The sequence below is a fragment of the Iodobacter sp. genome (assembly GCF_025352645.1).
Taxonomy (GTDB): Bacteria; Pseudomonadota; Gammaproteobacteria; order Burkholderiales; family Chitinibacteraceae; genus Iodobacter.
This window is the reverse complement of record NZ_JANXSO010000141.1, coordinates 1-12,262: the sequence shown is the minus strand read 5'-3', so window position 1 is coordinate 12,262 and position 12,262 is coordinate 1. Positions and strand designations below refer to the sequence as shown.

At 49.8% G+C, this 12,262-nt stretch carries 8 protein-coding genes; 7 read left to right on the top strand and 1 reads right to left on the bottom strand.

Annotated elements, in window-relative coordinates; translation table 11 throughout:
- Positions 1 to 144: 144 nt before the first annotated feature.
- Positions 145 to 2,898 (bottom strand): DNA polymerase I, encoded by a 2,754-nt coding sequence (polA, locus tag Q0R17_RS16205; RefSeq protein ID WP_293936757.1) that lies wholly within the window; start codon positions 2,896 to 2,898, stop codon positions 145 to 147.
- A 236-nt stretch (positions 2,899 to 3,134) separates the two neighbouring features.
- Between polA and Q0R17_RS16200 the strand changes: the two genes are divergently transcribed.
- The 7 genes from Q0R17_RS16200 to Q0R17_RS16170 all read left to right on the top strand — a co-directional run.
- Entirely contained in the window at positions 3,135 to 3,452 is a 318-nt protein-coding gene (locus Q0R17_RS16200; RefSeq protein WP_293936755.1) for a DUF2782 domain-containing protein, read from the top strand.
- 224 nt (positions 3,453 to 3,676) lie between these two features.
- Positions 3,677 to 4,615, top strand: a complete 939-nt coding sequence (locus tag Q0R17_RS16195) for a homoserine kinase (RefSeq protein ID WP_293936753.1) — start codon at positions 3,677 to 3,679, stop codon at positions 4,613 to 4,615.
- A complete protein-coding gene (locus Q0R17_RS16190) occupies positions 4,612 to 6,003 on the top strand; it encodes an FAD-binding oxidoreductase (protein ID WP_293936751.1) in 1,392 nt (463 codons plus the stop codon). Before Q0R17_RS16195 ends, Q0R17_RS16190 begins: the two co-directional genes overlap by 4 nt.
- Positions 6,004 to 6,113: 110 nt before the next feature.
- Positions 6,114 to 8,297 (top strand): type I secretion system permease/ATPase, encoded by a 2,184-nt coding sequence (locus Q0R17_RS16185; RefSeq protein WP_293936748.1) that lies wholly within the window; start codon positions 6,114 to 6,116, stop codon positions 8,295 to 8,297.
- Entirely contained in the window at positions 8,297 to 9,721 is a 1,425-nt protein-coding gene (locus Q0R17_RS16180) for an HlyD family type I secretion periplasmic adaptor subunit (protein ID WP_308446364.1), read from the top strand. The genes Q0R17_RS16185 and Q0R17_RS16180 overlap by 1 nt, the downstream gene beginning before the upstream one ends.
- Positions 9,718 to 10,320, top strand: coding sequence for a response regulator transcription factor (locus Q0R17_RS16175; protein WP_293936745.1), 603 nt, complete (start codon positions 9,718 to 9,720; stop codon positions 10,318 to 10,320). The genes Q0R17_RS16180 and Q0R17_RS16175 overlap by 4 nt, the downstream gene beginning before the upstream one ends.
- Positions 10,321 to 10,472: 152 nt before the next feature.
- On the top strand, positions 10,473 to 12,262 hold a 1,790-nt coding region (locus Q0R17_RS16170; RefSeq protein WP_293936742.1), incomplete at its 3' end, for a retention module-containing protein.

Here is a 12,262-nt window from a genome sequence, read left to right as displayed (position 1 = left end):
CCGCGCATTTATTCAGCATGGCTCGTGGGTTTCACTCGCCCTACCCATTCAAAAACCAAACCCAATACTCAAGAAATCCATCTACACAGAGTCTATTGAGCAAGAGGCATACTCGTCCGATTGAGGAAAAGAGGGCAAATAGATTTAGTGAGCTTCTTCCCAATTCATGCCTACGCCTACTTCGGCCAGCAAGGGCACGGTCAGTTCTGCCGCTTGCGCCATTCTAATCGGCAATTGCTCACGCATCATTGCCACTTCAGCGTCGGGCACTTCCAGTACCAGCTCATCGTGTACCTGCATGATTAATCTGCTTTGCAGGCCTTCGGCCTTAATCCAGTCCGCTACATTAATCATCGCCAGCTTGATTAAATCGGCCGCCGTGCCCTGCATTGGGGCGTTAATTGCGGCGCGTTCTGCTCCGGCGCGGCGGGCCGCATTGGATGATTTGATTTCTGGTAGCCATAGGCGGCGGCCAAACACGGTTTCTACATAGCCGTGCTCTTTGGCGCTGGCGCGAATGTTTTCCATATACATGGCCACGCCTTGGAAACGGGCAAAGTAGCGATCGATAAAGTTTTTTGCGGCGTCACGCGGGATTTCGAGTTGCGCGGCTAGGCCAAATACGCCCATGCCATAAATCAGACCAAAGTTAATACTTTTGGCGTAGCGGCGTTGCTCGCTGCTGACTTGATCGAGCGCTACGCCAAACACTTCGGCGGCGGTGGTGCGGTGAATATCTTCCCCAGAGGTAAACGCAGCAATCATCGCCTCATCGCTGGATAAATGCGCCATGATGCGTAGCTCAATTTGCGAGTAATCGGCAGACATTATTTGCCAGCCTTTAGGCGCAATAAAGGCTTCACGAATCTTGCGGCCTTCTAGGCTTTTAACCGGAATGTTCTGCAGATTAGGTTCGGTAGAGCTTAAGCGCCCAGTTACGGCGACGGTTTGGTTGTAGCTAGTGTGAACGCGGCCAGTGCGCGGGTTCACCATCAGCGGCAGTTTGTCGGTGTAAGTGGATTTAAGTTTGGAAAGCGAGCGATGTTCAAGCAATACCTTGGGCAGCGGAAAATCCTTAGCCAGCTCCTGCAAGACTTCTTCGTCGGTAGAGGGCGCGCCCTTAGGGGTTTTTTTAATGACGGGCAGCTTGAGCTGTTCAAAGAAAATCTCGCCAATTTGCTTAGGGCTGGATAGATTAAAGGGTTGCCCTGCCAAATCGTAAGCGCTTTGCTCAAGTGCCAGTAAGCGCAGGCCAATTTCGTGGCTTTGCTGATTGAGCTTCTGGCTATCGAGCAGCACGCCGGTGCGCTCCATTTCAAACAGCACCGCACGCGATGGCATTTCGATATCGCGGTAAACCGTGGCCAGCCCACCAGTCAGCCGTGGCAGCATGGCGTGGGCCAGTTGCAAGGTGATGTCGGCGTCTTCGGCGGCGTAAGTGCTGGCAATCTCTACGGCTACTTCATCAAAGCCAATTTGCTTAGCCCCTTTGCCGCAGAGTTCTTCATATTTAATGGTGGCAACGCCCAGCTCGCGCTCGGCTAGCGCATCCATATTGTGTTTCTCAAAGCTGGCCAGTACATAAGACATCAGCATGGTGTCGTCAGAAACGCCAGCCAGTGCAATGCCGTGGTTGGCAAAAATATGCTGATCGAATTTTAAATTCTGGCCAAGCTTTTTGTGATCTGCGGATTCTAACCAAGGTTTTAGCTTAGCCAGCGTGGCATCTAGCGGCAGTTGCTCAACTGCATCTGGCCCACGGTGAGCAAGGGGCAAATACGCGGCAAGGCCCGCTTTAATGCAAAAAGACATACCAACAATTTGTGAATTTAGCGCGTCAAGGCCGGTGGTTTCGGTATCTAGCGAAACCACCTCGGCGGCCATCAGTTGTACCAGCCATTCATCTAACTGCTCTTGGCTGAGGATGGTTTGGTAGTGGCGCTCAACAGGGGCTGGCTCGCTCATGTTTTCCGCTGCTGCGGCAGGCTTGGCTGGAGCGCTGAATAAATCAGCGCTGGAAGGGGCCGCTGCGGCGCTGAGCTTGCTTTCTGCCTCGCGGATCCAAGTTTTGAAGTTGGCTTTGCGAAAAATGCCCAGCAGCGTGTCCCAGTCTTCTGCCTGTGGTGTTAGATCGGTAAATTGCTGCGGTAGCTCGCTGCTTAAATCCAGATCACATTTGATGGTGACCAGCTGTTTAGCCATCGGCAGCCATTCCAGCGTATTACGCAGGTTGTCACCGACTACGCCTTTGATGGCGTCGGCATTGGCAACGATGGCATCCAGCGTTTGGTATTCACTTAGCCATTTTTGTGCGGTTTTGGGGCCGCATTTGGGCACGCCGGGTACGTTATCCACGGTGTCGCCAATCAGTGCCAGATAATCGACAATTTGCTCAGGGCGCACGCCAAATTTATTAATCACGCCTTCGATATCTAACACTTCTTCGGTCATCGAGTTTTCAATTCGCACGTATTGATTAACCAACTGCGCCATATCTTTATCGCCGGTAGACATGATGGTAGTAATACCGTGCTCTGTACCCCAGCTTGCTAGCGTGCCAATCACATCGTCAGCTTCTACGCCATCAACCATCAGAATCTTAATGCCAAAGGCTTTCACTGCTGCATGAATCGGCTCGATTTGCACCCGCAATTCATCAGGCATAGATGGGCGTTGCGCCTTGTATTCGGCGTATAAATCGTCGCGAAAGGTTTTACCCTTGGCATCAAACACGCAGGCTATATAATCGGCAGGAGTTTGCTGACGTAGCTTTTTCAGCATATTCACAAAGCCATAGAGGGCATTAGTGGGTGTGCCATCGGGAGCCGCCAAATCGCGGATCGCATGGAAGGCTCGGTAGAGGTAGGAAGAGCCGTCAATTAAAAGCAGGGTCGCCATGCGATGAAACTCTCTATACTAAGTGTAAGAAAAACGAAAACACTGGGGGGCTTACCCCTTTCCAGTGTTCGGGTTGATATTAGAATGCTTTGAATCCAGCGTATTATAAGGCTTAAGCCGCTGTGTTTATATGTCAGCTTTGTACGATGTATCCCATGATAAAAGACGTCTAATTAGCGCTTGCCTGTGTAAAGAATAATTCAGACTCCAGTATCGACTTTAACAAGGAAACCACCATGCGCCTGATTTTGCTTAGTCTATTACTGAGTAGTTATGCTTTTGCTGCGTCACCAAGTGATGCGCCACCGCCTTTGCCCGCCAAGGGAAGCGAGGCAAAAGTGCTCGATGAGCCAGAAATCAAGGTGATCGAAAAATCTGACGCAACCATTGCTGAGTATCGCTTAAAAGGTAAACTTTACATGATGAAAGTAACGCCTAAAGTGGGTAAGCCTTATTTCTTGATCGATAAAGAAGGGCAAGGGCGTTTTGATCGCAGTGACGATTTGGGTGGCAGCAATTTATCTGTACCCCGCTGGGTTATTTTTGAATTTTGATGGTGTAAGTCATTTCATTTTGAGTCCACGAACAACATAAAATCCACGAAAAATATTAATGCAAATTCTTGAGCTAAATGAGCTGATCCACGGGCTGCACCCAAGTTTGATTTGCGGTGCGGCTTATTAAATCAAGCCATTGTTTGTGCATTGAGTGGTCTGCCTATTGTTTGATTTTTCGTGGATGAAAAACTAGTTTAAGAATGCCCATTTGAGCCAAATCTATGTCAGTTTTTACCACCGTGACAATGGAAGACCTCGGTCCCTTCCTAAAGCGTTACTCCATTGGCAGCTTGCTTGAGCTTAAAGGCATTGCCGCTGGGATCACAAACACCAATTACTTTGTGACCACCACGCATGGCCGCTATGTACTGACTTTGTTTGAAACCTTGGCGGCGGATGAATTGCCGTTTTATGTCAATTTGATGGCGCATCTGGCCCATCATGGCATTGCGGTTGCTGCACCGATTGCTAATCTGGAAGATCAATACGTTGATGAGTTAAATGGCAGGCCAACGCTGCTGGTGCAGTGCGTACCTGGCACGGTGGTGGATGAGCCTAGCGCAAACCAATGCGCTGAAGTGGGTGAAATGTTGGCGCAAATGCATTTGGCTGCGCGTAGTTATAAGCAGCAGATGCCCAATCCACGTGGGCCAATGTGGTGGAATGCCACCGCACCACAGTTATTTGACTTGATGCAGGCGGATGAGGCTGAGCAATTGCGCGCCGAGTTGGCTTTACAGGTCGAGCATCGTTTCGATCACTTGCCCCAAGGCGTGATTCACGCAGATTTATTCCGCGATAACGTCTTACTTAATGGCGATCGTGTGGGCGGTTTTATTGATTTCTACTATGCCTGTAATGATGCCTTGGTCTATGACTTAGCCATTACGCTGAATGATTGGTGCGTAACGGAATCAGGCGATATCGATCAGGCGCGGGCAAGGTCATTGCTGCAAGGTTATCAGGCGATTCGGCCCTTAAGCTTAGATGAAATTGCCGCGTGGCCCTTGGTATTGCGCGCTGCAGCGCTGCGTTTTTGGGTATCGCGTTTATATGATTTTTATAAGCCTGCGGCCGGTGAAATGACCTATGCCAAAGATCCTGGGCATTTTCAGCGGGTGATCAGTGCGCATGCAAAACGGCAGGATTTTTGTTTGTGAATATTTTTTTAGATGAATTACGCCTATTGCTTGATACGGCAGGCGTGTTAAGTGGCAAGGATACGGCGGCTTATTGCCTAGATCAGCGCCGTCGTTATCAAGGCGCAGCGTTGGCGGTGGCGAGGCCACGCAACACAGCAGAAGTGGCGGCCGTGATTAAGCTTTGCGCTCAGCACGGCGTGGCAATTGTTCCGCAAGGGGGAAACACCAGCCTTTGTGGTGCTGCTACGCCTGATGCATCAGGGAAGGCGCTGGTTTTATCCACAGAGCGCATGAACCGAGTGCTCAAGGTAGATAGTGATAACAACACCATTATTGTGGAAGCAGGGGCCATCTTGGCCGATGTGCAGGCGGCTGCGCGTGCGGCAAATCGCTTGTTTCCTGCTGATTGGGCCGCAGCTGGTTCTTGCCGCATGGGCGGCGCTTTGGCGACCAATGCGGGTGGGGTGAATGTGCTGCGTTACGGCAATATGCGTGAGCTGACCTTGGGCTTGGAAGTGGTGCTGCCCAATGGTGAAGTGTTGGATGGTTTACGCGGGCTCAGAAAAGACAATACTGGTTATGATTTAAAGCAGCTGTTTATTGGCTCTGAAGGCACTTTAGGCGTAATTACCCGTGCGGTACTGCGGCTTTATCCTTTGCCCACGGCGCATGCAACGGCCTTGGTGGGCTTGGATCATCCTGCCGCAGCGGTGGAGTTACTCCGTGGTATACAGGCCGCGGTGGGGGACCGAGTGACTTCGTTTGAGCTGATTTCCAAACCTTGTTTTGAGCTGCTGGCTAAGCAATGTCCTAGCTTGCCTCACCCTTTTAAACCTTTGCCTGAATGGGCGGTGTTGTTAGAGCTATCTGATGGGGGTAGCAGCGAGGTGTTGAGTGATCAATTAGCGGGGGTACTGGTCTCTTTGGGCTGTGAAAATGCTTTATTGGCACAAAACAGTAAGCAAGCCAGAGATTTTTGGCAGTTAAGAGAGCATATCCCTGAGGCTCAACGTAGAGAAGGCGTAAGTATTAAGCATGACATTAGCGTACCAGTAGGCAGTATTCCTGACTTCTTAACAGAATGTGGCCAAGAGTTGGTGGCGGTTTTAAGTGATGCAGCTATTATTGCTTTTGGTCATTTGGGTGATGGTAATTTGCATTACAACGTATTTAGATCGGATAAAACTGCAGCGATTTACTCAGATGAGCCTATGGTGAATGATATTGTTTACGCTTGCGTTGCAAAGCATAACGGTAGTATCAGTGCAGAACACGGGATTGGCCAATTAAAGCGCCAGCATTTGGCTAAATACAGAAATCCGTTGGAATTGGCATTAATGAAAAGCATTAAACAATCGTTTGATTCGGCAGGAATTATGAATCCTGGAAAAGTATTACTTGATTAAAGCAAATGTAATCATTTACTTATATATTAGTGTTAATTAAGTAATGTATATGTTTTAGCTTACAATCTGCGTAGAATATATTTTCATAACTACTAAAACGAAATTCAGGTATGAGCGAGTCCAATCCCAGCCATTCGAAAGCTTCTGACCGCCCTGATTGGCGTGTGGGTGAGCATCAAAGCCGCTTTGATCCCCTTTTAGATTGTTTGGCCGAGCTTACACGCATTCATGGCTCCCCTTGGACGTGTGAGGCTTTATCTGCTGGCTTACCCCTGAGCGATAACCTCTTATCGCCATCCCTCGTGCCACGGGCTGCAGCTAGAGCAGGCTTATCTGCTCGAGTGGTGCGCCGTGCCTTGAATGAATTACCCACCAGCTTATTCCCCGTTATTTTACTGCTTAAAGATCGAGGCGCTTGCTTACTGCTGGAGTGGCTGGATGACGGCATGGCACGGGTATGCTTTCCTGAAACGGGTGAATCCTCCGAGCTGATCAGTGCTGAGGCATTACAGGCTGTTCACACCGGCATCGTTATTTTTGTTCGCCCTAAATTTAGATTTGAAGCCCGCGCACCAGAGCATGGCTCGGTGCGAGGCCGCCATTGGTTTTGGAGCGTAGTTAAAGATAATTGGCGTTTATACCGCGACGCTCTATTGGCTGCGCTACTGATTAATACGCTGGCGCTGGCCATGCCGCTGTTTTCGATGAATGTTTACGATAGGGTCGTGCCCAACCATGCTTTAGAAACACTGTGGGTGTTGGCGATTGGCGCTTTGGCCGTGTTAACGTTTGATTTCTTATTGCGAACGATCCGTGGCCATATTATTGATGTGGCGTCTAAGCGTATTGATGTGACCTTATCTGCATTGATTATGGAACGAGTGCTCGGAATCCGCATGGAGGCGCGACCCGCTTCGGTGGGCTCTTTTGTGGCTAATTTGCGCGCTTTTGAATCGGTACGAGATTTCATCGCCTCCGCATCGATTACCACCTTGGTTGATTTGCCCTTTGTGCTGATTTTCTTGCTGGTGATGATGTGGATTTCACCGTGGTTGGCGGTGCCTGCCATGGTTGGCATTGTGCTGGTGGTGGGGTTTACCTTGCTGGCCCAAGATAAAATGCGCGAAATGGTTGAGTTAACTCAGCGGGCATCCGCACAGCGCAATGCCACTTTGGTTGAGGGCTTGGTTGGGATAGAAACCATCAAGGTGATGGGCGCAGAGAGCGAGTTTCAACGTCGCTGGGAGCGGTCAACGCACTTCTTGGCCCAAGTGGGCTCAAAACTTAAATTACTTTCATCAACAACGGTGAATTTTGCGTCGTTTATTAGCCAATTGGTGAGTGTGGTTGTGATTATTGTGGGGGTGTATTTACTTACCGAAAACATGGTCACCATGGGGGGGATTATTGCCGCCTCTATGTTATCTGGCCGTGCTTTAGCCCCGCTTGGGCAGGTGGCTGGCTTGTTGATGCAATACCAAAATGCGCGCACCTCGTTGGCGGGAATTGAATCTCATATGAAGTTGCCGGTTGAGCGCCCGCAAGATAGTAATTTCTTACATCGCGAATCGTTCAGGGGTGATATTGAATTTAAAAACGTTAGTTTTGCCTATGCCGGTAGTGATGAAAAAGTACTTAATAATGTTTCATTTAAGCTTAAATCCGGTGAAAAAATGGCCATTATTGGCCGGATTGGCTCAGGCAAAACCACGATCGAAAAACTGATCCTTGGCCTCTACTACCCAACCGAAGGGGCTGTATTAATTGATGGCGTAGATACTCGGCAAATCGATCCTGCCGAATTGCGCCGTGCAATTGGTCATGTGCCACAAGAACCCATCTTGTTTTATGGCACCTTGCGCCAGAACATAGCGATGGGCGCGCCATTTGCAGACGACAGCAGTATCTTGGCTGCGGCGGATTTAGCAGGGGTGAAGGAGTTCTCAGATCTGCACCCACGTGGTTTTGATATGCTAATTGCGGAGCGGGGTGAGTCCTTATCCGGCGGCCAGCGGCAAGCGGTTTCGATCGCTCGCGCTTTATTGAATGACCCACCAATGCTGTTGCTGGATGAGCCAACCAGTGCCATGGATCACCTTTCTGAAGAAAAACTAAAAGCGCGCCTGAAGGCTTATGTCACGCAAAAAACCTTATTGCTGGTGACGCACCGCACGTCTTTGCTGGATTTGGTCGATCGTTTGATTGTGTTGGATCAAGGGCAAGTGGTTGCGGACGGCGCGAAAGCGCAGGTGATTGAAGCCTTGCAGCAGGGCAGAATAGGTAGGACGAGCTGATGATGGAGATGCAAACCGTTAAGCCTACATTTTGGCGCAAAAAATGGCAGACCGTAGTGAGCAAAAGTTCGCACTGGTTTGATCGCTATTTATTCAGAGGCGAAGCTGCGGATGTCGTTGATCATAACGATTTTATTGCCGATGCCGATTGGGTGATTGTTGAGCAAAGCTCGCGTGGTGCAAGGATCTTGGTCTGGGTATCCGCTTTAACCGTGCTGGTGGTGCTGCTTTGGGCTAGTTTGGCAAAAATTGATGAAGTCACACGCGGTGAAGGCAAGGTGATTCCTTCACGGCAGATTCAGGTGATACAAAGCTTAGATGGCGGGATTGTAAAGGCTATCTTAGTTAGAGAAGGTCAGCAGGTTAAGGTAGGACAATTACTGATTACGATTGACCCAACTCGCTTTGTGTCGTCATTAAAAGAAAATCGGGCGCAGTATTTGTCGTTGAAAGCCAAAGCGGCGCGGCTGGAAGCTCTGGCTTCGGGTAAAGATTTTGTAGTGCCTGCCGAAGTACAGGCCGAAGCGCCAGAAATCGTGATTCAAGAGCGTGGCTTGTATGAATCGCGCCGTGCTGAAATGAATGCTTTGATTAGTGGCGCACAGCAGCAACTGGTGCAACGTGGGCAGGAGCTAAACGAAGCACGTACTCGCCGCGAACAAGCAGGCCAAGGCTATGCGCTGACTTTGCGTGAGCTGGAAGCCACTAAGCCTTTGCTGAAGAGTGGTGCCGTTTCTGATGTAGAAATTTTACGTCTAGAGCGTGATGTTTCGCGTTATTTGGGCGAGCGTGATTCTGCAGGCTCGCAAATTCCACGTATTCAATCGGCCATGTCTGAGGCTGGCAGTAAGATTCGTGAGGTTGAGCTTAGTTTCAGAAACGTCGCGCGTTCGGAGCTGGGCGAAACAGTGGGCAAGCTCAATAGCTTAACGGAAGGCAGCGTTGCCCTCGCGGATCGAGTAAAGCAATCAGAAATACGCTCGCCAGTGAATGGTACTGTAAAGCAATTGCAAGTTAATACCGTGGGTGGCGTGGTGCAGCCTGGTAAAGATATTATTGAAGTGGTACCTGGGGATGACGCGCTGCTATTAGAAGCTAGGATCTTGCCGAAAGATATTGCCTTTTTACGCCCTGGCGCCACAGCAATTGTGAAATTTACAGCCTATGATTTTTCTATCTACGGTGGCTTGGATGCCAAGCTAGAGCACATCAGCGCAGATACCGTTGTGGATGAAAAAGGTAACGCTTTTTATATTGTTAAAGTAAGGACTAATGCCAGCTTCTTGAAAGCAGGAGAGAAAAAACTACCTATTATCCCTGGCATGGTCGCTGAGGTTGATATCTTAACTGGTAAAAAAACAGTGCTTTCCTATCTGTTAAAACCGGTACTCCGTGCAAAATCTAATGCGTTGACTGAGCGATGAACTTCTCCATTTTAACTGCCGATATCTCTTTGTTTGCACACATCCAGCAGGGTACTCAGCAAGAGTTCCTAAGGCTGGATTCTTTGCCTGCATTAAGCCAGCTTAGCGGTAGTGTGGTGCTGATCGATTTAGCCTTGCCTACCTTGCCAGCATTGAGCGATGCCAGTTGGCTTACATATACAGCGTCTAATCAGGTGCTTTTTTTAAGCTCAACACCCAGCGATGCAGAGCACCTAGCCGCATTAACGGCGGGCGCGCGGGGCTATTGCCATGCCTATGCTGCCAGTGAGTCTTTGCAGGCTATTCTTAATGTGGTGGCTGCAGGTGGGGTTTGGGCAGGGCCGGCTATTTTGCAGGCGCTGATTCGCTCGATGCATAAATTATTTGTACCCAAAGATACTCAGGCTTGGATGGGGCCACTGACAGAGCGGGAGCGTGAAGTGGCCACCTTAGCTGCTAGTGGCAGTGCAAATAAAGAAATTGCCCGTGAGTTGGGTATTACTGAGCGTACAGTTAAATTTCACCTCAGCTTGATATTTGAAAAGCTGCATGTTAATGATCGCTTACAACTTACGCTGCTGGCTAAGGGAATACGCTAGCAATATTTACATTGCAGCTGTGTGTCAGAGTAGCCCCGTTTATACGGGGTTTTTTTCTGACCAGCGGCCCTTGCTGCTGTACTCAGGTACAGTAGGAATGCCGCATGAATAAGCTTAGCCTGAAGCCTAACTTATTCACTGGTTGACCTATCATGGCCGAGCAAATTAGTACAAGCAAACCCAACGTTACCGTTGTTCATATTGATGGTAGCGTTTTTTTGCGAGATGCAACTGGGAAGTCTGTGCCTTTAAAAGAAGGCCAGCAGTTGAATGAGAATGAAATTTTTGTTACCTCAGCAGATGGGCGAGTGCAGCTGTTGATGCCCAATGGCGAGCTGCTAGAAATTGGTGGGGATCGCACGGTACAGGTAGATGCTCAGATGCTGGGCACAACCCCCGTTGATACCGCATCAGCGGCCATTGCCGATCTAAATGCTTCAACAGATAAAATTGCTGCGGCAATTGCCAGCGGCAAAGATTTGACCACTGAATTAGAAGCAACCGCTGCGGGTTTGGGGGGCGCTGGGGGCGCTGGAGAGGGCCACTCCTTTGTTGAGTTGGGGCGAATTGCTGAAGGTGTAAATCCGCTGGCGTTTAATTTTGCGGGTTCTGATTTAGGCACAACAGATCTGCCTCTTGTAGGCGCATTACCTATTCAGCCCAGCCCAAATCCATCCATTTTGGGCGCAGATGCAGTGAGCGTCGCAGAAGATACCCCCGCGTCTGGCAATGTACTCAGTAATGATAGTGATGCTGATGGCCCGCTCACTGTTACAGGCTTTACGGTTGCGGGCTTACCTGACACCTTTGCTCCAAACCAGCAGGCAACAATTCCTAATGTAGGCACCTTGGTCATTGCGCCCAATGGTGATTTCACCTTTACACCTGTCGCCAATTACAACGGGCCAGTGCCGGTAGTGACTTATAGCGTGATTGATCCTGTTGGCGGAACCGGCAGCAGCACCTTAACGCTCACCGTTACCCCCGTTGATGACCCCGCAAATTTACAAGCCGATGTGGCCACGGCAGCCGAAGATACTCCGGCAACGGGTAATGTATTAAGCAATGATAGCGATCCGGATGGCGCATTAACGGTAACAGGCTTTACTGTCGCTGGCCTGACTGGCACGTTTACAACTGGGCAGCCTGCTAGCATTCCGAATGTGGGTACCTTGTTGATTGCGGCTAATGGTGATTACACCTTTACTCCCCTTGGTAATTACAACGGCTCCGTACCAGTAATTACATACAATGTGGTCGATCCACAGGGTGGGACAGGCAGCAGCACTTTAACTATCACCATTACACCTGTTGATGATCCGGCAAAGTTACAAGCAGATACCGCAACCCTATTGGAAGACACCCAAGCAACAGGCAATGTATTAACCAACGATAGCGATCCAGATGGCGCTTTAAAGGTTACGGGCTTTACCATTGCAGGCCTAACTGGCACGTTTACCACAGGCCAGCCAGCCATCATCCCCGGCGTAGGCACTTTGGTGATTGCACCCAACGGGGATTACACCTTTACCCCAGAAAGCAACTACGACGGGCCGGTTCCCGTTATCACTTACAACGTAACTGACCCACTAGGCGGCACGGGCAGTAGCACGTTGACACTGACTATTACACCCGTTGATGATCCCGTGATTAGCAAGATCGAAGTCGGCAATCCAGGTATTGCGGATGACAATGTGGTGGAAGGTAACAACCTTGTCTTCAACGTTACCCTCAGCACCGCTACGACTAAGGTTGAAAGCTATGCCTTCAGCCTCGGTGGTGGTACGGCCAGCACTGCCGATTACGGCACAGCCACCTTTAGCAATGGTGTGACCTATGATGCTGCTACCGGCAAAATCACCGTGCCAGCCGGAGTGACCAGCTTTGCAGTCACCTTGCCAACCGTTGATGACACTCTGGTTGAAATCTCCCCAGAAACCGT